At 64.3% G+C, this 20,041-nt stretch carries 13 protein-coding genes, 1 tRNA gene, 2 rRNA genes and 2 pseudogenes (1 of these 18 cut by a window edge); 3 read left to right on the forward strand and 15 right to left on the reverse strand.

The genetic code is table 11. The annotated features are described in order from the left end of the window. From OVA12_RS01240 to OVA12_RS01250, 3 genes are all read left to right on the forward strand, one after another. Nucleotides 1-2,031: ribosomal RNA gene (locus OVA12_RS01240) — 23S ribosomal RNA — on the forward strand (it extends 690 nt beyond the left edge of the window). A gap of 199 nt (nt 2,032-2,230) precedes the next feature. Beyond that, a 5S ribosomal RNA gene (gene rrf / locus OVA12_RS01245) occupies nt 2,231-2,345 on the forward strand. A gap of 70 nt (nt 2,346-2,415) precedes the next feature. Continuing rightward, nucleotides 2,416-2,492, forward strand: a tRNA-Met gene (locus OVA12_RS01250). A gap of 370 nt (nt 2,493-2,862) precedes the next feature. Here the strand turns inward: OVA12_RS01250 and OVA12_RS01255 are convergent. From OVA12_RS01255 to OVA12_RS01330, 15 genes and pseudogenes are all read right to left on the reverse strand, one after another. Further along, nucleotides 2,863-3,468 (reverse strand): cupin domain-containing protein, encoded by a 606-nt coding sequence (locus OVA12_RS01255; RefSeq protein ID WP_268133818.1) that lies wholly within the window; start codon nt 3,466-3,468, stop codon nt 2,863-2,865. Between the two features lie 180 nt (nt 3,469-3,648). Beyond that, entirely contained in the window at nt 3,649-4,407 is a 759-nt protein-coding gene (locus OVA12_RS01260) for an SDR family NAD(P)-dependent oxidoreductase (protein WP_268133819.1), read from the reverse strand. Nucleotides 4,408-4,433: 26 nt separating this feature from the next. Then, nucleotides 4,434-5,627: a M20 aminoacylase family protein gene (locus OVA12_RS01265; protein WP_268133820.1), complete on the reverse strand. Its 1,194-nt coding sequence runs from the start codon at nt 5,625-5,627 to the stop codon at nt 4,434-4,436. Between the two features lie 2 nt (nt 5,628-5,629). Next, the gene (locus OVA12_RS01270; protein ID WP_268133821.1) at nt 5,630-7,492 is read right to left on the reverse strand and encodes a dipeptide ABC transporter ATP-binding protein; all 1,863 of its coding nucleotides are present in this window, start codon (nt 7,490-7,492) and stop codon (nt 5,630-5,632) included. Next, nucleotides 7,492-8,391: an ABC transporter permease gene (locus OVA12_RS01275; protein ID WP_268133822.1), complete on the reverse strand. Its 900-nt coding sequence runs from the start codon at nt 8,389-8,391 to the stop codon at nt 7,492-7,494. Before OVA12_RS01275 ends, OVA12_RS01270 begins: the two co-directional genes overlap by 1 nt. A gap of 9 nt (nt 8,392-8,400) precedes the next feature. After that, entirely contained in the window at nt 8,401-9,387 is a 987-nt protein-coding gene (locus OVA12_RS01280) for an ABC transporter permease (RefSeq protein WP_268133823.1), read from the reverse strand. A gap of 102 nt (nt 9,388-9,489) precedes the next feature. Continuing rightward, nucleotides 9,490-11,051, reverse strand: a pseudogene (locus tag OVA12_RS01285) (ABC transporter substrate-binding protein). A gap of 478 nt (nt 11,052-11,529) precedes the next feature. Next, complete coding sequence (locus OVA12_RS01295; protein WP_326493877.1) at nt 11,530-12,612, reverse strand: ABC transporter ATP-binding protein; 1,083 nt, start codon at nt 12,610-12,612, stop codon at nt 11,530-11,532. Nucleotides 12,613-12,622: 10 nt separating this feature from the next. Then, nucleotides 12,623-13,463, reverse strand: a pseudogene (locus tag OVA12_RS01300) (carbohydrate ABC transporter permease). Between the two features lie 4 nt (nt 13,464-13,467). Next, the gene (locus OVA12_RS01305; protein ID WP_268133826.1) at nt 13,468-14,397 is read right to left on the reverse strand and encodes a carbohydrate ABC transporter permease; all 930 of its coding nucleotides are present in this window, start codon (nt 14,395-14,397) and stop codon (nt 13,468-13,470) included. Next, a complete protein-coding gene (locus OVA12_RS01310) occupies nt 14,394-15,653 on the reverse strand; it encodes an ABC transporter substrate-binding protein (protein ID WP_268133827.1) in 1,260 nt (419 codons plus the stop codon). The genes OVA12_RS01305 and OVA12_RS01310 overlap by 4 nt, the downstream gene beginning before the upstream one ends. A 35-nt stretch (nt 15,654-15,688) precedes the next feature. Next, a complete protein-coding gene (locus OVA12_RS01315) occupies nt 15,689-16,843 on the reverse strand; it encodes a PLP-dependent transferase (protein WP_268133828.1) in 1,155 nt (384 codons plus the stop codon). Further along, a complete protein-coding gene (locus tag OVA12_RS01320) occupies nt 16,840-17,538 on the reverse strand; it encodes a FadR/GntR family transcriptional regulator (RefSeq protein ID WP_268133829.1) in 699 nt (232 codons plus the stop codon). Before OVA12_RS01320 ends, OVA12_RS01315 begins: the two co-directional genes overlap by 4 nt. 129 nt (nt 17,539-17,667) lie before the next feature. Continuing rightward, complete coding sequence (locus OVA12_RS01325) at nt 17,668-18,768, reverse strand: N-acetylglucosamine-6-phosphate deacetylase (protein WP_268133830.1); 1,101 nt, start codon at nt 18,766-18,768, stop codon at nt 17,668-17,670. Beyond that, nucleotides 18,765-20,030 (reverse strand): class II D-tagatose-bisphosphate aldolase, non-catalytic subunit, encoded by a 1,266-nt coding sequence (locus tag OVA12_RS01330; protein ID WP_268133831.1) that lies wholly within the window; start codon nt 20,028-20,030, stop codon nt 18,765-18,767. Before OVA12_RS01330 ends, OVA12_RS01325 begins: the two co-directional genes overlap by 4 nt. Between the last annotated feature and the right edge of the window lie 11 nt (nt 20,031-20,041).

The following is a 20,041-nucleotide window of genomic DNA, read 5'->3' on the forward strand; positions in this document are numbered from 1 at the left end:
GGAGGACCGAACCCACGCCTGTTGAAAAAGTCGGGGATGAGTTGTGGCTAGGGGTGAAAGGCCAATCAAACTCGGAAATAGCTGGTTCTCCGCGAAATCTATTTAGGTAGAGCGTCGACCGAATACCCTCGGGGGTAGAGCACTGGATGGGCTATGGGGACTTACCGTCTTACTGATCCTAACCAAACTCCGAATACCGAGGAGTACTAGTCGGCAGACACACAGTGGGTGCTAACGTCCATTGTGAAAAGGGAAACAACCCTGACCGCCAGTTAAGGCCCCCAAATCATGGCTAAGTGGGAAAGGATGTAGAACTCCCAAAACAACCAGGATGTTGGCTTAGAAGCAGCCATCATTTAAAGAAAGCGTAACAGCTCACTGGTCTAAATAAGGGGTTCCGCGCCGAAAATGTAACGGGGCTCAAGCCATGTGCCGAAACTGCGGGTGCACGTAAGTGCGCGGTAGCGGAGCGTTCCGTAAGCCAGTGAAGGGAGACCCGTGAGGGCTCCTGGAGGTATCGGAAGTGCGAATGCTGACATGAGTAACGACAAAGCGGGTGAGAGACCCGCTCGCCGAAAGTCCAAGGGTTCCTGCTCAACGTTAATCGGAGCAGGGTTAGCCGGCCCCTAAGGCGAGGCCGAAAGGCGTAGTCGATGGGAATGCAGTTAATATTCTGCAGCCTGCGGGTGGTGACGGATGCCGTGTATCGTATCCCCTTACTGGATTGGGGATGCGGTGAAGGTGTCCCGGGAAATAGCCCCCGCGTATAGACCGTACCCTAAACCGACACAGGTGGACAGGTAGAGCATACCAAGGCGCTTGAGAGAACTATGCTGAAGGAACTCGGCAAATTGCTCCCGTAAGTTCGCGAGAAGGGAGCCTTCTGGTTGGGCAACCAGCCAGGAGGGGCACAGACTAGGGGGTGGCGACTGTTTATCAAAAACACAGGGCTCTGCGAAGTCGCAAGACGACGTATAGGGTCTGACGCCTGCCCGGTGCCGGAAGGTTAAGAGGAGGTGTGCAAGCTCCGAATTGAAGCCCCGGTAAACGGCGGCCGTAACTATAACGGTCCTAAGGTAGCGAAATTCCTTGTCGGGTAAGTTCCGACCTGCACGAATGGCGTAACGACTTCCCCGCTGTCTCCAGCATAGGCTCAGTGAAATTGAATTCCCCGTGAAGATGCGGGGTTCCTGCGGTCAGACGGAAAGACCCCGTGCACCTTTACTACAGCTTCACACTGGTATTCGTGTCGACATGTGTAGGATAGGTGGTAGACGTTGAAGCGAGGGCGCCAGCTCTCGTGGAGTCATCCTTGAAATACCACCCTTGTCGTCATGGATATCTAACCGCGATGTAACAGCATCCGGGACCGTGTGTGGCGGGTAGTTTGACTGGGGCGGTCGCCTCCCAAATGGTAACGGAGGCGCGCGAAGGTGGGCTCAGACCGGTCGGAAATCGGTCGTCGAGTGCAATGGCATAAGCCTGCCTGACTGCGAGACTGACAAGTCGAGCAGAGACGAAAGTCGGCCATAGTGATCCGGTGGTCCCTCGTGGAAGGGCCATCGCTCAACGGATAAAAGGTACGCCGGGGATAACAGGCTGATGACCCCCAAGAGTCCATATCGACGGGGTTGTTTGGCACCTCGATGTCGACTCATCGCATCCTGGGGCTGGAGCAGGTCCCAAGGGTATGGCTGTTCGCCATTTAAAGCGGTACGTGAGTTGGGTTCAGAACGTCGCGAGACAGTTCGGTCCCTATCTGCCGTGGGTGTAGGAGAATTGAGAGGATCTGTCCCTAGTACGAGAGGACCGGGATGGACGAACCTCTGGTGGACCTGTTGTGGCGCCAGCCGCAGTGCAGGGTAGCTATGTTCGGAATAGATAACCGCTGAAAGCATCTAAGCGGGAAACTAACCTCAAAACAAGTTCTCCCTGAAGAGCCGTGGTAGACCACCACGTCGATAGGAGGCATGTGGAAGCGCGGCAACGCGTGAAGCTGAGCCTTACTAATAGCTCGTTCGGCTTGATCACTCTCATTAATCAATGTCCATTCCATTCTAAAGCGCTCACGGGCGCTGCCCTCCGCGAGGGCGGCCAAACGTGGCCGGCGCGCGTCGCGCTTGCGGACCTTCGGTCCGTCAAGTCCCTCGATAGTCAGGGAAATGCGCCAAAATCATCGATGCCTCAAAAGGCAAAAAGACCAGTTCCTCATCTGTCTGCACTTCGCCGGCCTGGTGGCCCCAGCGGGGGGCCCCCACCCGATCCCTTCCCGAACTCGGCCGTGAAACCCCCCAGCGCCAATGGTACTTCGTCTCAAGACGCGGGAGAGTAGGTCGCCGCCAGGCCTGCAAAGTCCAGACAAACCTCTCAACACTCAAGACATAACACCCGCGGAAAATCCGCCAAACACCTCAACGCGGGGTGGAGCAGCCCGGTAGCTCGTCAGGCTCATAACCTGAAGGCCGCAGGTTCAAATCCTGCCCCCGCAACCAAATCAGCCAAAGAAAAAAACGCTCGTCGCGCATTAAAATGCGCCTGCGCAGGAACAAAACGGGAACATTTGGCAGAGCGTCGCAGGAGTGAGTTGCCCGAGCCCTGACTACTCCTCACGCCGGATAACCAATCGACCCTTGCCAGATACATCTCCTCCTTGAATCTGTCCCCATTCCCGCATCAACTCCCGCCGAAAACCAGTCGACAGGAGAAACTCGGTGAGCAGGATGTGCTGGGCAAAGACCCAAGATACGGGGGCCAAGAACGGGGGAGTGTATAGAAACAGCCACTCAAGCCGACCGGACCAACCCCGCCAGACACACGGTGGCGAATGCCCCCATCGGCTTCAATCTAGGACCGACGCTGACTCTAGAAGGTCGGTGGTGTGCAGACCCACAGGATGCTCGCCGGTTCGCTGCCGATGTTGCGGTAGGAATGCGGGATATTCGAGCGGAAGCAGAACCCGTCACCGGCCTCGAGCGCATAGGTCTGGTCGTTGAGATCGAGCGCAACCTGCCCCGCAATCACATACCCAACTTCCTCGCCTTCATGCGTGATCGACCCGCCAGAACGGCCGCCCACCTCAAGATGGTGGATATTGCATTGCAGAAGATGGCCTTCCTTGTAGGGAATGATGCGCTCAAGCATGACGCCGCTGGTGCGTCCGTTGCTCTTTTCCAGCGAGATGAACGGGCGCTCGCCCTTGCGGAACACCACGTTGTCCTGCGGTCCCTGCTCCTCGAACAGCCAGGAAATGTTGGTCTCCAGCGCGTGCACGAGCCGATGCACAAGCGGCAACGACGGCATCACCTTGCCGTTTTCGATCTTCGAGAGCAGGCTCTCTGAACAGTCGCCGCGCTCGGCAAGCTCCTTCAGGGTAAAGCCCTTGGTCTGGCGCGCTAGCTTGAGCTTGATGCCCAGATTGCGGCGCGCGTCGCCGAGATCCACCGCTGAAGCAGCCTTGCTTCGTGTCATTCTCATGTCCCCTTACGGAGATGATGTCCGGCGCGCCGATGCGCCGCCTCCACACTGCGCGGCGGGCCGAGGGAGTATCCCCCCAGGCTGCCACAGGCGGCGATATAAGCGCAGATGCGTTCGGGGGCGCAACTGCCGCAACGCGAGGCAGATGCCACTATCCCCCGGCATGTTGCCGCGTCAGTGCGCCATGCCGCCATCGACCATCATCGATTTTGCCGTGATATAGCGCGCTTCCTCCGATGCGAGGAACACATAGATCGGTGCCACATCTTCCGGCGTGCCCTGCCGGCCGAGCGGCACGACGCGGCGCACGATCTCGGCATGGGCCTCGACACCGCCCATCAGGTCGATTGCAGGGGCGTTGAACGGCGTGTCGATCCAGCCCGGCAGCACCGAGTTGACGCGGATGTTGTGCGGGGCCAGCTCCTGGGCAAGGGCCACGGTGAAGGCGATCACCGCGCCCTTGGCTGCGGCATAGGATGCCATACCGGCAGCGCCGCGCAGACCAGCCAGCGACGAGGTGGTTATGATGGCACCCCCCCCCGCCCGCGCGATCGCCGGACCTGCATATTTGGCGGCAAAGAACGTGCCGCGGGCATTGACGTCGAAGATCGCGTCCCAGGTCTCGGCATCGAACTGTTCGATCAGCCCGGTGCGCTGCAGGCCGGCCAGGTAGACCAACGTGTCGAGCCCGCCGAGTGTCGCTTCAGCCGTCTCGACGACCGACTGCACCGACGCCTCGTCGCGGACGTCGCACTGGAGCGCGATTGCCGCGCCGCCGGCCTCGCGGCACAGCGCCGCGCAGGCTTCTGCTGCATCCTTATTGATGTCTGCGATCACCTGGCTTGCGCCATTGCGGGCAAACTCGATGGCCGCAGCCCGGCCGATGCCGGTCGCTGCACCGATGAGGAGGGCTCGCTTGCCGGAAAGTCTCATGTCCTGTCTCCTTGAACCGGGTTGTGTCAGGCGCGCGCGCTGGCGCCGGGGGCGTCCAGTGCCTCGCTGGCGACCTCGATCCAGTAGCGTGCGCCGATCGGGATCAGGTCGTCGTTGAAGTCGAAGTCGGGATTGTGCAGCGCCGTGTCGCGGCCGTTGCCGATCCAGGCATAGGCGCCGGGCCGGGCCTGCAGCATGAAGGCGAAGTCTTCCGACGCCGTGCTCGGGGTGAACTGCTCGACAATGTCCAGACCACCTGGCAGCCGCCGGGCGGCCCTGACCATCGTCGCCGTGGCGGTTGTCTCGTTCAGCGTCACCGGATAGGCCGGCTTGATGTCGAGATCGATGGCCACGTCGTGGCTGCGGGCGATGCCCTCGGCGATCTCGCGCATGCGCCGGTGGGCAATGGCACCGGCTGCGTCATCGAAGTAGCGCAGCGTTCCCTGCAGGTCGACCTGGTCGGGCAGGGCATTGAGCGACTGGCCGCCATGGATCTGGGTCAGCGACAGCACAAGCGGATGGTGCGGGTCGATGGCGCGCGAGACGATGTTCTGCAGGCTTCCGGCCAGCGCGCCGGCCGCGACGATGGAATCCGTGCCGAGATGCGGCATCGCTGCATGCACGCCCCGCGCCCTGATCCGGAAGGAAAACAGGTCCATCGCCGCCATCATGGCACCCGGCCGGACGGCGACCTGGCCCAGCGGCAGGCCCGGCCAGTTGTGCAGCCCAAAGATGCTGTCCATCGGATACCGGTCAAAAAGGCCGTCCTCGACCATCTTCTGCCCGCCGCCCGCCGCCTCTTCCGCCGGCTGGAACACGAAATGGATGGTGCCGGCCAGATCTGCCTGGCGGCTCAGATAATCGGCGGCGGCCAAAAGCATCGTCATGTGGCCGTCATGGCCGCAGGCATGCGAGACCCCGGGTCGGAGCGACCGCCAGTGCAGGATGCCCGTCTCGGGGATCGGCAGCGCGTCCATATCGGCGCGCAGGCCGATCGTGCGGCCCGGCCCTGTGCCCCGCAGCGTGGCGACAAGGCCGGTGCCCGCCAGGCCCTCGGCCACCTCAAGCCCCATGTCGCGCAACCGTCCGGCAACGAAGGCGGCGGTCTCATGCTCTGCGAAGGCCGTCTCCGGGTGGCGGTGCAGATGCTGGCGCCAGTCCCGGTAGATCGGGAGTCGCTCGGTGAGGAAGCGGGTCGGATCCGGGATTTCTCGGGTCATGGTCACGTCTCGAGGCAGGCGGCGGCGCGGCCGGCAGGGGCGGGCAGCAGGGAAGACGGCGGCAGGTGACCGGGCTCGAGATGGCAGGCCGCCCCGTTGCCCTCCGCAGTGGCAAGAAGATGCGGGTCCTCGGTCGCACAGCGGGCGGAGGCGAACGGGCACCGCGTGCGGAACGTGCAGCCGGCCGGGATATGGATCGGATCCGGCGGCTCGCCTTCCATCAGGTAGGTCTCCGGCAGGAAAGGCTTGGGCTCGACCGTCAGGACGGAGCTCAGCAACGTGCGGGTATAGGGATGGGCGGGGTTCTCGAAGATCGTGTGATTGTCGGCAAGCTCGACGATGCGGCCGAGATACATCACGCCGATGCGGGCACAGACGCGGCGCACCATGGCAAGATCATGCGAGATGTAGAGATAGGTGATGCCGTGGCGCTTCTGCAGTGTCTCGAACAGGGCGAGAAGCCGCGCCTGCTCCACCTGGTCGAGCGCCGACAGCGTCTCGTCCAGGATCATGAGGCTTGGTTCCAGGATCAGGGCGCGGGCAATGTTGATGCGCTGGCGCTGGCCGGCCGAAAGCCCCACCGGCAAGTTGTCATAGAGATCCGGTGACAGTCCCACTTCGGTCATCACGTCGCGCACGCGCTGTTTCAGCGCCGCGCCGCGCGCCAGCCCGTGGATGCGCAATGGCTCCTCGATGGTGCGGCCGATCGAGGCATGGGCGGGGATGGCGTTGTAGGGGTCCTGCAACAGCAGCTGGAACCGCCGCCGCATCGCCAGCAGCGGCGTGCCCTTCAGCCCGGCAATGTCGCGGCCCTCGACCTTGATCGAGCCCTTGTCCGGCTGCTCGATGGAGGACAGGAGCCGGGACAGGGTGGACTTGCCGCAGCCCGATTCCCCGATCAGGCCGAAGCTCTCGCCGCGCCGCACATCGAAGCTGACGCCGCGCACGGCGCGCACGCGGTTCTCGCCGAAGAGCCGGGTGCGGTCGCGCACGACATAGGTGCGCTCGACGTCGCGCACTTCCAGCACGATGTCGTTGGCCGGGCTCGGTTCCGGGGTTTCAGCCTCGGCCCAGAGCCGGGGCACCTTGGCGATCAGCTCACGGGTATAGGCATGCTCGGGCGCGGCCGTGAGGCGCGCTGCCGGCTGCCGTTCGACGATGCGGCCGGCATTGATGACGATGACATCGTCGGCCGTGTCGGTAACGACGCCGAGCGACGAGGAGATGAAGACGATCGACGTTTCGAAGGCGCTCTGCAGGTCGCGCAGCAGCCGGATGATCTGGGCCGCCACCGTGACGTCCAGCGGCTGGGTGATGTTGTCGGCGATCAGGAGCTTCGGATTGGACACCAGCGCGTCGACGATCATCGCCCGCTGCATCATGCCGCCGGAGAACTGGAACGGGTACTCGTCGAACCGGCGAACAGCCGAGGGGATGCGCACCGCATCGAGCGTGTCGATGACGCGCTTGCGGGCATTCGCCTCGGAGATGCCGGGCTCGACTTCCTTGAGTTTCTCGACGATCTGGTGACCGACCGGAAGTGTCGGGTCGAGCGCGATGGTCGGGTTCGCGCCGATATAGGCGATCTCGCGGCCGCGCAGATTCGCCATCGCCTGTTCCGGCAGGGCGAGAAGGTCGCGGCCCTGATAGAGGACACGGCCGCCAGTGAGCCGCAGCGGCTTGTGGATCCAGTTGATAAGCGCATTCGAGAGCACCGTCTTGCCCGAGCCGCTTTCGCCGATGATGCCGAGCACGGAGCGCGGCGCCACGTCGAAGCTGACATCGGAGAGGATCGGGCGGGATCCGGCCGCGCTGTCGAGCACGACCGACAGGTTCTCCACCCGCATGATTGGTTCGGTCGCCATCACAGTTGCCCCTGGAGCACGAGGTTGCGTGAGCGCTCGAGCACGCCGCCCATCAGGTTGAGGCTGGTGAGGGCGAGGGCGAGCAGGAAGCCCGGCACGATGGTGATCCACCAGGCGTTGAGCAGATACTGGGTGCCGGCCGAGATGATCGTGCCGAAGGTAGGCGTCGGCGGCTGGATGCCGATGCCGATGAAGCCGAAGATCGCCTCGAAGATCATCATCCGCGCGATGTCCAGCACGGCAACGAAGGCAATCGACGGCAGGATCGACGGGGCAATGTGCAGCGCCATGATCCGCAGGTCCGATGCGCCGAGGATCTTCGCCGCGCGCACATACTCCTTCTGACGCTCGGCGAGCGTGACCGAGCGCGCGACACGGGCGTAGGCAGGCCAGCTGGCAAGCACCAGAACGGCGATCACCGTGAAGGCGTTCGGCCGCGACATGCCGAGGATGGTGATGGCGAGGATGACCACCGGGATCGACATCTGCACGTCGGTGATGCGCATCAGCACGACATCGACCCAGCCGCCGCGATAGCCGGAGTAGATGCCGATGGCGCAGCCGATCACGAACATGACGACCACCGAGACGATGCCGATGGCGAAGGCGTTGCGCAGGCCGATCAGCGAGCGCAGCAGCAGGTCGCGGCCGAGTTGGTCGGTGCCGAGCAGATAGGGATAGCGCCCGCCCTCCATGAAGATCGGCGGCAGGAAGCGGTCGGCCACCGTGATCTTCGTGGCCGACGCGTCGATGACGAACGGGGCGACCACTGTCAGCACGGCGAGGGCTGCGAAGATGAAGAAGGCCACCTTCATCTCGGTCGTCGCCCAGGCGCCGGCAAGGATGCGGTGGGCGACCGAACGGCTGCGGGGCCGGGCAGAGAGAGCGATGTCAGTCATCCGGGGTCCTCAGAACTTCAGGCGGCGGTCGATCGTCGTCGAGGCGAAGTCGACGAGGATGTTGATCAGCACCAGGACGGCGCTGGCGAGGATGGCAACCGCCTGGATGATCGGGAAATCCCGCTGGAACACGGCGTTGATGGTCAGCAGCCCGATGCCCGGGAACGAGAAGATGTATTCGACCACGAACAGGCCGCCGAGCAGCATGCCGATCATCTGCGCGCTGAAGACATTGAGAAGCGGCACGGCTGCATTGCGGACCACGTGCCGGTAGATCATCTTGTTGCGCGGGATGCCGCGCACCTGGCCGACGTTGAAATAGCCTTCCTGCACGTTCGCGGCGATCGACACGGCGATGGCGCGGATCAGGACCGGGGACATCTCGATCGCCACGACGATGGCCGGGATGATCGCATAGGCGATGCCGCGATAGCCGATGGCCGGCAGCAGCCCGGATTTCGCCGACAGCAGGTAGATCAGCACCACGCCGACCCAGATGTTGGGCAGCGAGACGAAGAAGGACGAGATGTAGAGCCCGAGCTTCTGTTGCCAACGTCCGGCATTGAGGCCGGCGGCGAGCCCGATCGGGATGGCGATCAGGAAGGCGAAGATCAGGCCGAGGCTGGCGAGGATCAGCGTGTAGGGCAAGGCGGTGAGGATGAGGTCCATCACCGGGGCGCGCTGCGACAGGTCCGGCGCGCCGTCCTGAGAGCCGCCGCTCGCCCCGCCCTGCTTGCCGCGAATGAAGGAGTGGCCGAAGTCGCCGCTGGCGACCTGCACGATGAAGCGGCCGAACTGCACGGGAATGGGGTCGCGCAGGCCAAGTTCGCGCGCCGTCTCCTCCATGGCCGTCGCCGTCGCCATCGGTCCGAGAATGATGCGGATCGGGTCACCTGGCGCGATGCGCAGCAGCGTGAAGATGACGAAGGCAACGAGCAGGACGATCAGCAGTCCCTGGCTCAGGCGCCTGACGAAGAACTCGATTGCAAATGCCATAGACGGGATTCCTGGCAGGGCCGGGGCCTGAAACGGACACGACGGGGTGTGCTGCCGGCCGGATGATCCGGCCGGCAGTCCGCTGTCTGGCGAGAGACAGGCTCAGGAGAGGGTCGCCTTGCTCAGGTCGACCGGCCCGTTCGGGAAGAACGTCACGCCGTCGAGCTTGCTGCTCATGGCGCGCAGGAACACGCTCGAGAACAGGGAGATGCTCGGCGCCTTGGCGGCGATCAGCGGCAGCGTTTCGCTCTGCAGCACCTTCAGGCGCTCTTCTTGCGTCAGGGCGTTGCGCTCCTTGTCGAGCGAGGCGTCAATTTCGGCATCATTGATGCCGTTGATCAGCGCGAAACTCGAATGGTAGTTCGGGCGCAACACCAGATCAGGTTCGGGCGAGCCGGTGAGCCAACCGACATCGACGATATGGCCTGGGCCCTGGCCGTCGGCGCGGCGGTAGAGCTGCTCTTCCCAGGCGGCGGGTTCCAGCGTGGTGAGCTTCACGGGGAAGCCCTGCTCCTGCAGCATCGCCGAGATGAGCTCGCCGTATTCGCGCGTCTTCGGATAGAAGCCAACCGAGGTGATGTACTCGATTTCCGGCAGGCCCTGGCCGTTCGGGTAGCCGGCTTCGGCCAGCAGCGCCTGCGCCTTCTCCGGATTGTATTCCGGGTAGCCCTCGACGTCGGTGAAGCCGAACTTCACCGGCGAAAGATGGCAGTTGGACGCCTGGCCTGCCTCGCCGACGATGGCGAGAACCTGATCCCTGTCGATCGAGTGGAAGGCGGCGAGGCGTACGCGCACATCGTCGAACGGCGGCTTGTTGCAGCGGAAGTGCAGGTACTTGTTCTCGCTGGACAGCGAGCGGTCGGTCTTGATGCCGGCTTCCTTCGACAGCGAGACATACTGCTCGGGCTCGAGGCGTTCGGTCAGGTGGTACTGGCCGTTCAGCAGGCCGAGCACCCGGGTGTTGGCGTCCGGCACATAGGCCCAGACCAGGTTCTCGATCGCCGGCTTGCCGCCGTGATAGCCGTCGAAGGCCTGGAAGTTGATCTGGTCGCCGGTGGTGCTGACATACTTGAACGGGCCGGTGCCGTTCGGGCGCTGCTTCAGCTTCTCCGGGTTGGCGACGTCGTCCGCACACAGGATCGGCAGGAACGAGGACACATACCAGAAGTTCAGGGCAGGGTAGCCGTGCGCCTTGGTGGACAGTCGCACTGTGAGATCGTCGACGACCTCGACATCGACGCGGCCCGGATACCAGGCCGAAGCCGGGCGGCTCGGGTCGGAGGCGTATTCGTAGGTCGCCTTCACGTCCCTTGCGGTGAACGGCTGGCCGTCATGGAAGGTGACACCGGCGCGCAGCTTGTACTCGAGCGTGTGCGCGTCGATCTGGCTCCACGACACCGCGAGGTCGGGCAGGATTTCGCCCGGGTTCGCGGGCGTCATTGGGCAGCGGGTCAGCCGGCCGAACAGGAAGCCTTCCGCCGTGATCTGCGGCGCGACCGTGTGCGAGCTCGGGTCCACGAGCCCGTCACCGTGCCGGCGGCCGCGAAGACCAGCGTGTTGGAGGCCTGTGCAAAGGCCTGCGAGAACAGGTTGGGCGCGCCGATGGCTCCCGCGACGCCGACGGCTGCCGTACCCGCAAGAAATTGTCGCCGTGTAGTCTTCATGATGTGGCTCCCTCCGCTTTTTGACGCACGAAATCACTTCCCCTCCGATGAGGGAACGTGCGGTGCAACGCGCGTGAGCAAGCGATGGCGCGCCATGTCCGTAACCCTCCCCCAGCACCTGACGAGCGAGCGCCGCGGCAGGTACATCCCGCACGGTAAAGATGCATGAATTTAAATTCAAGTAACTTGAATAGGTTGAAACTTGACTGAACGTGCAGTTTTTGACGGTGTCCGGTCAAACAATGGTACGGACCTCCTGAGCCCGGCGGCAGTGGAGCACGCCTGACCAAAATAAAGCCGAGTGCATCGGCCTCCTGACGTGAGAGGCCGATGTCCCCGGTACCGGCAGCTGGATCCGCCGCGGAATTATATTTGGGGTCGGGATTTCATTCCCTGGCTTCGGTGTCGTCCTCGCGATCCGCGTCGACACCTGCATCTCGATGCAGGGTTTTCCACGCGTCGGACCTGGGCTGCTGCCTCAGCGGCTCCGGCGCGGCAAGGCCAGGCCATCTCGGTCAAAGGCATGCACGGCGCCGGGTCTTGCGTGCAGATGCAAGGCGTCACCGGAGCGCACCGGGTGGTGGCCATGCACGCGCAACACCAAAGTCCCGTAGTCCTCTGTCCGGACATAGACATTTGTGTCCGAACCCAGATGCTCGACGAGATCTGCCGTGCCGCTGACCAGCGCGCCTTCGGCCGCGCCCGGCACCAGATGTTCGGGCCGTAGCCCGATCTCGGCGATCCGCCCGGCAACGCCCTCCGGGGCAAGGCCCTCGAGCGGCACGGCGGCGCCGTTGGCGAGACGGGGCAGCCCCCGGTCATCAAGCGTGACAGGCAGGATGTTCATGGTCGGCGAGCCGATGAACTGGGCGACGAACCGGTTGGCCGGCCGGTCGTAGAGATCGAGCGGAGAGCCGACCTGCTGCACGTCGCCGCCGTTCAACACCACAATCCGGTCCGCCAGTGTCATTGCTTCCACCTGGTCATGCGTCACATAGATCATCGTCGCCGCCAGCCGCTTATGCAGCCGGGCGATTTCCAGCCGCATGTCGACGCGCAAGGCCGCATCGAGGTTGGACAGGGGCTCGTCGAACAGGAAAGCGCGGGGCTGGCGCACGATGGCGCGGCCCATGGCGACACGCTGGCGCTGACCACCGGAGAGCGCCTTTGGCAGGCGCGCCAGCAGAGGCTCCAGCGACAGGGTCGATGCGGCCGCTGCGACGCGCGGGCGCCGCTCGGTCTCGGGCTTGCCGCGGATTTCCAGCGAGAACCCCATATTCCGAGCCACATCCATGTGCGGGTAGAGCGCATAGGACTGGAACACCATGGCAATGTCCCGGTCGCGCGGTGCCGTTTCGTTGACGCGCCGGCCGTCGATGCGCAGCTCGCCGCCGGAAATTGGCTCCAGCCCGGCGATCATCCGCAGCAGCGTGGACTTGCCACAGCCCGACGGGCCGACAAGGACGACGAACTCGCCGTCCTCAATCGTGAGGTCAATCTCGCGCAGCACCTCGACCTGACCATAGCGCTTGGCGAGAGAGGACAGTTCCATTCGGGCCATGTGACGTCTCCTATCCCTTGACGGCGCCTGAGGTCAGGCCCTGCACGAGGTAGCGCTGGATGAAGATGAAGAAGAGGCAGGAGGGCACCAGCGCCAGCACGCCGGCGGCCATCATCTGTCCCCAGTCGACGGAGAACTTCGACACGAAGGTGAGCAGCCCGACCGGGAAGGTCATCGCGTCGTTGGAGTTGATCAGCATCAGCGCGAACAGGAGTTCACTCCAGGCGGCGGTAAAGACGAAGCCGAGCGTCGCGCCAAGCCCGGGCAGGGTCAGCGGCACGATGATCCGCCTGAGCGCCTGGAACCGGGTGCAGCCGTCGATCATCGCCGCTTCTTCGAGATCCCGCGGGATGCCGTCGAAGAAGGACTGCATCAGAAAGGTGGCGAAGGGGATGTTGAAGGCGGTGTAGACGACGATGAGACTGGTCAGCGAGTTCAGCATGCCAAGCGCCGCCACCATCTTGTAGATCGGCGCGATGACCATCAGCAGCGGGAACATCTGCGTCACCAGCATGATGCCCACCAGCACCCGCTTGCCGGCGAAGTCGAAGCGCGAGAAGGCATAGCCGGCGCCGGCGGCGATCAGCGTCGTCACGCCCGCAGTGCCGAGCGACACGATCAGGCTGTTGCCGAAATAAGCCAGGAAGTCGGTCTGGGTGATGACCTTGGCGAAGTTGCCGAAGCTGGTTTCCGAGGGGAACAGCCGGGTGCCTTCGGTGAAGATCAGCTGGTCCGGCGTGATCGCGATCTTCACCAGCCAGTAGAGCGGAAACAGCGCGAAGGAAGAGATAGGCGGCCAGGGCCAGATACTTGGCAGTCGAGAGGAGGGGCGAGGCTGTGCGGCGGGCCATGGGCTCAGATCCTCACGAAGCGGCGGCGCAGCGCCAGCAGCACGACGGCATAGGCGAGCAGCAGGCCCAAAAGGGCAATGGCCAGCGCCGATGCATAGCCGAAGTCGAGCTTCCGGAACGCCGTGGTGAAAATGTAGGACGACAGGATCTGGGTCGAGTTGGCCGGGCCTCCGCCGGTCATGACGAAGATCAGGTCCGCGAAATTGGCGATCCAGATGGTGCGCAACATCACGGTGATGGCGATCATCGGCGCGAGGAACGGCAGGGTGATCTTGACGAAGGCCTGCCAGGGCGTCGCCCCGTCGATCTCGGCGGCTTCATACAGCTCTCCGGGGATCGACTGCAGCGCCGCCAGAAGCGTGATGGCGAAGAAGGGAATGCCGAACCAGACATTGGCCGTGATCGGTCCCCACATGGCCAGCGCCGGATCGCCGAGGATGTTGAAGGGCTCCGACAGGATGCCGAGCGCGGCCAGCCAGTGTGGCAGCGGACCGATCACCGGATTGAACAGCCACGACCACGTCAGCGCCGTGAGGAAGGTCGGCACGGCCCAGGGTAGGAACACAAGCGCCTGCACCAGTCTTTTGCCGGCAAACTGCGTATTGAGCAGCAGCGCCAGCCCGAGCCCGAAGGCGAACTGGAACACCAGCGTGCCGAAGGTCCACCAGAAGGTGTTGCCGAGCGCCCGCCAGAACCGGGCATCGCCCCACAGCTGCGCGAAATTCGCGAGCCCCACCCAGCCGCCGGCCGAGGGCCGCAGCAGCACCACCGACTGGAAGGCATAGGATAGGCCGATGACGAGCGGCACCACCATCACCAGCGCGATCAGCACGAGGGCCGGGGAGATGTAGAGATAGGGCTCGATCAGGTGGCGCCAGATGAAATTGGGGCGTGCCCGGGTTTCCCCGGGCACGCGGCGCGCGCTGGCGCTCATTGCTTGGCCTTCCACTTGCCGTATTCCTCGGTGAGGAATTCGGCCCATTCGTCGGCCACGGCCTGCGCGGTCTTTTCACCCAGCAGCGCCTGCTGGCTGGTCTCCAGCGCGATGGAGTCGGCGAAATATCCGAACTGCTCCAGATAGGTCGGCATGGTCGTCGGCACGTACTTGTCGCTGTTCAGCTCCTCGAACCAGCCTGCGAACTGCGGTGTGCGGAAGAACGGATCCTGTTCCGCGCCCTTGTGGATCGGAATGACGCCGACACGCTTGGCCCAGGTGGCATTGGCGTCCGGGGCCGACAGGGTCGCAACAAGCTCCCAGGCCTTGTCCGGCGACTTGGTCGTGTTGAAGATTGACCAGCCCGCGAAACCGATGGTCGGGAAGGCCTTGCCAGCGGGGCCGAGCGGCATCGGCGCGACGGCAAAGTCCTCCGGCTTCATGCGCTCCTGCACGGCGATCAGTGCGTCCGGATCCTGGTCCAGGAAGGCGCAGGTGCCTGAGTAGAAGCCGGCCACGATCTCGTTGAAGCCCCAGCTGACGGAGTCCTTCGGGGCATAGCCCTTCTGGTACATGTCGATCAGGAACTGGATTCCGGCGACAGAGCCCGGCTCGTTGATGCGGCTCTTGCCGTCGGCGGTGAAGAACTCGTTGGTGCCGTTCATGGTGGCGGCCATCATGATCCAGCCGTTGAGGCCGCCCGGACCGCCGCGCAGGCAGTAGCCCGACTTGCCCGGCAGCTTGGAGACCGCAGCCGAGGCGGCCATGAACTCTTCCATCGTGGCAGGCGGGTTGGCGACGCCGGCCTCTGCCAGCAGCTTCTTGTTGTAGAACATCGCCCGCAGATAGAAGCCGTAGGGCAGCATATAGGCCTTGCCGCCAGCAAGACGGCCCATGTCGAGCGTCTTCTGGGTCAGGTTGCCGCCGTACTGCCACTTGGCAATGTTGTCTTCGAGGTTCATCAACTGGCCGGAGCCGGCATAAAGCGCGGCCCAACGGTCCGGCATCTCGACGACATCGGGAATGTCGCCACCGGCCACCATCGTCGCCAGCTTCTCGAAGGCCTGGCCCCAGGGCAGCGAGACGATCTCCACCTCTGTGCCGGGATTGGCCTTCTTGAACTCTTCCACCATGCCCTTCAGCACTTCGGTGCGCTCCGGGCTGGTGATCACTTCCACCAGTTTCAGGGTCTCGGCATAGGCTGCAGTGGACATGAGTAGTCCGACGAGGGCAGCGAGCCCCACGCTCTTTTTCATCATATTGTCCTCCAGTTCCCCAATCTGGCGCCGCTTCAGGCGGCGCTCTTCTCCAGGGCCGTCTGGAAATCGGCCCAAAGATCCTGTTCGTTCTCAAGTCCGAGGCTGAGCCGCACCAGGGTGCGCGGCACGCCGAAACGCTGCATCGAATTGAAGGGCATCGACTGGGCGAGGCTGATCCCGGCCGGCAGGATCAGGCTCTCGAAGCCGCCCCAGGACACGCCAAGGCGGAACAGCGACAGGCCCTCGGCGAGCTTGCGGATATCAACCGTCTCGTCGAACTCGATGGAAAGGAGCCCGGAGCGGCCGCCGAGGCCCGGCACGGAATTGGCTCCGGGAGAATTGACCCGCCGCACCTGCGGCAGTGCCGACAGACGATCGACGAAGAGGTTGGCCGCCGCCTGGTGCTGGCGCATGCGGATTGGCAAGGTGCGCAACCCGCGCAAGAGCAGGAAGGCCTCGAAGGGGGCAAGCTTGGCGCCGAGCAGCGGCAAGGTCAGGTCGCGGATGCGGCCGATGTTGGCCTTGCTGGCAATGACGACGCCGGCCACGGTGTCGGAATGACCGCCGATGTATTTGGACGCCGAGTGGACGACGATGTCGATGCCCACCTCAATCGGGCGCTGGAACACCGGCGTTGCCCAGGAATTGTCGATCATCGTCAGGACGCCGGCCTTGCGGGCGTGGCTCGCCACCTTCGGCAGGTTCATGGCCTGCAGCATCACCGAGGTCGGGCTCTCCAGATAGGCGAGTGCCGCGCCGCGAAGGAGATCCGGGTTGTCCTCGAACTCCGCTACCGGATGATAGGTGATGTCGACGCCGAAGGGCCGGAGCAGCCGCTCGAACAGGCGGTAGGCGTCCGGATAGACATGCTCGACGCAGGCGATCCGGTCGCCCGGCTTGACGAAGGCAAGCACCGTTGCCGAGATCGCACCCATGCCGGAGGCAAAGCCCACGGCGGCCTCGCCGCCTTCCGCCTTGGCCATCATCTCCTCGAAGGCAGCGACGGTCGGGTTCTGCACCCGTGTGTAGAGCGGATCGTCGCTGAGCCCGGCCATGCGGTTCTCGAACTCGGCATAGCTGCCGAAGGTGAACAGCGACGTCTGCACGATCGGCGGGGTCACGGAACCGCCGGGGCCGGTGTGGGCGGCGGCGAACAGGGTTTCGAGGGTTGTGAAATCGTCACTCATTGCCCGTCCTCCACGACCCGGCGGGCCTCTTCGTGCGTAATGTCCAGAATGGCGGCCATGATTTCCTCGGACTTCTCGGCGTCACCGGCGATCACCGCATCGGCCAGGTCCCGGTGGATCGGGATGCTGCTCTGGCCCAGATGCGGCCGCCCGAAAGGGGCCTCGTAGAGCGTGTCGAAGGCCTTGTGGACCTGGCGGATGATCTGGGCGAACAGCGGGTTGTGGCTGGCGGCGTGGATCGCGGCGTGAAACCGGTGGTCGGCCGGGCGCCAGTCGAGGCCGGCGTGATAGTCGGCCAGCAGCTCGTTGGCGCGCTGGGCGATGTGGCTGCGATCCTCGTCGGTGCCGCGCAGGCAGGCGAGCCGGGCGGCCTCGATCTCCAGCGGCCGGCGCACCTCAAGGGTCCGGTAGAGGCTGTCGGCCTCGATCTTGACCGTCACCGGCAGCAGCAGCGACTGGTTGGAAATCTCCGCCGTAATCCGGGTGCCCGCGCCCTTGTTGCGCGAGACGAGGCCGAGGTTCTCCCAGCTTTTCAGGATTTCCCGGATGGTCGAGCGGCCACAGCCGAGGGCAGCGGCCAGATCCAGCTCCGGCGGGAGCCGGTCGCCGACGCCAAGGCCGCGCGCCTCGATCAAGGTAATCAGCGCATCAAGCGCTGCACGGGATCCCGTCTCCTTTTGCGATGCTGCAGCCACGCGGTCCGAACCTCCCTTGCGCTCCTCCAAGAGGTAGCTTCTTTGTCAGACAAAGATTGAACAATGTCTGACAAAGTTGCAAGAGGTTTCGCAGCGTCCATCGTGCCTTTTTGCAAGAGGGACGCCGGCTCAGATCTTCACACGCTGCAATGAGGCGTCGAGGGCGAGGAGGTCGGCCGCCGGCAGGCCAGTTGCGATGCCGAGCGGCGGCAGTTTCATTGCCGTGCGCGGCACGTCGGTGGCCATGGCAATCGATTCGGCCAGCGGCAGGCCGATGTGGTGATGCGCGTTGGCAAGGCTCGTCACCATGTCGATATGCGCTCCGGCCAGTGAGCCCTCCGCATTCACCAGTGCTCCGTCGCGGACGAAGATGTCCTGGCCATAGATCGTGAAATGATCAGGCCCGCCCACGGTCGCCATGGCGTCCGAAACGAGGAAGGTCCGGTTCTTCTCCGGACGGGCGGCGCAGGCGATCTGGGCCATGCGCCAGTCGACATGGATGCCGTCGGCGATGAGCCCGACATGGGCGCGCGAGCGGATCGCCGCCGCCACGATCCCCGGCGCGCGGGAGGTCATCGGCGGCATGGCATTGAAGAGATGCGTGAAGGCAGAAAGCCCCGCCGCCAGCGCCCTGTCCGTTGTTGGGGCGTCCGCCTCCGTGTGGCCGGCCGAAACGATGACGCCAAGGTCGGCGAGCCGGGTGATGGTCTCGGGGGCCGTGCGCTCCGGTGCGAGGGTCAGCAACACGGGAATACCGGCCGCCCGCAGCCGTTCGCAGTGGTGGATCGTCGTGTCGTCCAGCGGCCGGATGAAGGCTTCCTTGTGCGTGCCGCGTCGCGCCGGGGCGATGTGCGGGCCCTCGATGTGCAGGCCGAGAAAGCCCGGCGTGCCCTTCATCTCCAGCGCCGCCTCGACCGTTCGGGCCAGCACCTCGGGTGCATCGGTGATCACCGTCGGCAGGATCCAGCCGGTGCCGAGGCCACGGTGCGCGGCGATGATCGCAGCCATGCCCTCCGGCGTCGGTTCGGAGTTCAGCATCACCCCACCACCGCCGTTCACCTGCAGGTCGGTCAGGGCGGGCAGCAGCAGGTAAGGCTCGGCATCCGGGCGCGCGTCATCGCTGCGGCGGGGCCGCACGGCGGTAACCCTGCCGTCGGTCACCTCCACGACTTGCTCGCGCAGCAGGTCGCCGTCAAGGTAGACAAGCTCGGGTGCAATCATCTGTGTCATTGCGCTTCCAGCCAGCTCGTCCGGTCTTCCATGTATGGCTCCAGCGCCAGCTTCACGCTCGCCAGCAGGATCGCCTTGCTCAACGGGATGCCGCGCCGGGTCATGATCCCGGCCAGGGTCGCCGTGAATTTCGGAATATAGGCATGCAGCAGTGGCTCGGGGATGCTGCTCTCTGCCAGCCGCGTGAGCATGGCGTTGATCGCCTTCCGCGCCTTCGGTTCGTTCCAGTAGTAGCGGATGCGGTCGGCATAGCCGAAGTGGCGCAGCGCCCGGTCATCGGGGTAATGCCCTTGCCACGGCTTCGGGTTTGCCAGCATCAGCTTTTCCATGGTCTGGCTGATATGCGGCTTGCCGTGCAGCCAGCTGTCGATATGCGACAGGCCGTACAGTGCCTCGCGCCAGGCAAAGGTCAGTGCCGGGCCCACCTTCAGAATGCCGAAGTGACGGCGGGCGAGATCCGGATAGACATCGTTGCGCTGGTAGTCGGTCGAATGCGCCTCGAAGCAGAGGTCCGGATAGCCGTCCAGCGCGGCGCTGAGAAGGTCAGGCTGCATCCGGTCGAAATGGTCGATATGCGAGGGGGCGAACTCCAGCCCGGGCTGCACGACCAGCCCCCGGACACGGGCAAAGGCGGAGTCCAGTCCCAAGGCGGAAAAGGCCTGCCGGTGTGCCTCCAGCGTTGCCCTCGCCCGCTCCGGTGAGGTCGGCGTGATGCCGTGCTCGTCGGCACGGGCACCGCCCGGGGGTGGCACTTCGGTGCCGATGACATAGAGTACCTGACCCGGGGCGGTCTCCTCGCAGACCTTCGCCAGCTGTGCGGCGCGGCCGGCGGCCAGTGCGTCGCCCACCTGTGCCGGTTCGCCGGCACAGCCTTCCGAACAGTCGAGATGGATCTTGCGGAACCCGGCGTTCACATAGTCGCGGATCATGTCCGCCGCATGGCGCATCGCCACATCCGCCGGTTCGGACCGCCAGACCTGCGGGCCCAGATGGTCGCCGCCCAGGATCACCAGATCCATGTCTACTCCGACCGACTTGGCAATCAGCTCGATGTAGTTCGCAAAGTCGATCGGCTCCATGCCCGTGTAGCCGCCGAACTGGTTCACCTGGTTGCTGGTGGCCTCGATCAGGATCGTCTGCTGATGGCTTTGCGCCATCATCAGCGCGGCCATCAGCACATGTTCATGCGCGGAGCAGACGGAAGGCATGGCCTTCCCCGATCCCGCGCGGTTTGCGCGCAGGAAACTCGTCAGTTTGTCCATCTGTCAGTCCT

The organism is Pannonibacter sp. SL95 (assembly GCF_026672425.1).
Taxonomy (GTDB): Bacteria; Pseudomonadota; Alphaproteobacteria; order Rhizobiales; family Stappiaceae; genus Pannonibacter.

Coding starts and splice junctions, on each gene's coding strand:
- OVA12_RS01280 (WP_268133823.1), bottom strand. CDS start 9,387: ATGGCATTTGCAATCGAGTTCTTCGTCAGGCGCCTGAGCCAGGGACTG.
- OVA12_RS01255 (WP_268133818.1), bottom strand. CDS start 3,468: ATGACACGAAGCAAGGCTGCTTCAGCGGTGGATCTCGGCGACGCGCGC.
- OVA12_RS01315 (WP_268133828.1), bottom strand. CDS start 16,843: ATGAGTGACGATTTCACAACCCTCGAAACCCTGTTCGCCGCCGCCCAC.
- OVA12_RS01270 (WP_268133821.1), bottom strand. CDS start 7,492: ATGGCGACCGAACCAATCATGCGGGTGGAGAACCTGTCGGTCGTGCTC.
- OVA12_RS01325 (WP_268133830.1), bottom strand. CDS start 18,768: ATGACACAGATGATTGCACCCGAGCTTGTCTACCTTGACGGCGACCTG.
- OVA12_RS01330 (WP_268133831.1), bottom strand. CDS start 20,030: ATGGACAAACTGACGAGTTTCCTGCGCGCAAACCGCGCGGGATCGGGG.
- OVA12_RS01275 (WP_268133822.1), bottom strand. CDS start 8,391: ATGACTGACATCGCTCTCTCTGCCCGGCCCCGCAGCCGTTCGGTCGCC.
- OVA12_RS01260 (WP_268133819.1), bottom strand. CDS start 4,407: ATGAGACTTTCCGGCAAGCGAGCCCTCCTCATCGGTGCAGCGACCGGC.
- OVA12_RS01295 (WP_326493877.1), bottom strand. CDS start 12,612: ATGGCCCGAATGGAACTGTCCTCTCTCGCCAAGCGCTATGGTCAGGTC.
- OVA12_RS01305 (WP_268133826.1), bottom strand. CDS start 14,397: ATGAGCGCCAGCGCGCGCCGCGTGCCCGGGGAAACCCGGGCACGCCCC.
- OVA12_RS01310 (WP_268133827.1), bottom strand. CDS start 15,653: ATGAAAAAGAGCGTGGGGCTCGCTGCCCTCGTCGGACTACTCATGTCC.
- OVA12_RS01265 (WP_268133820.1), bottom strand. CDS start 5,627: ATGACCCGAGAAATCCCGGATCCGACCCGCTTCCTCACCGAGCGACTC.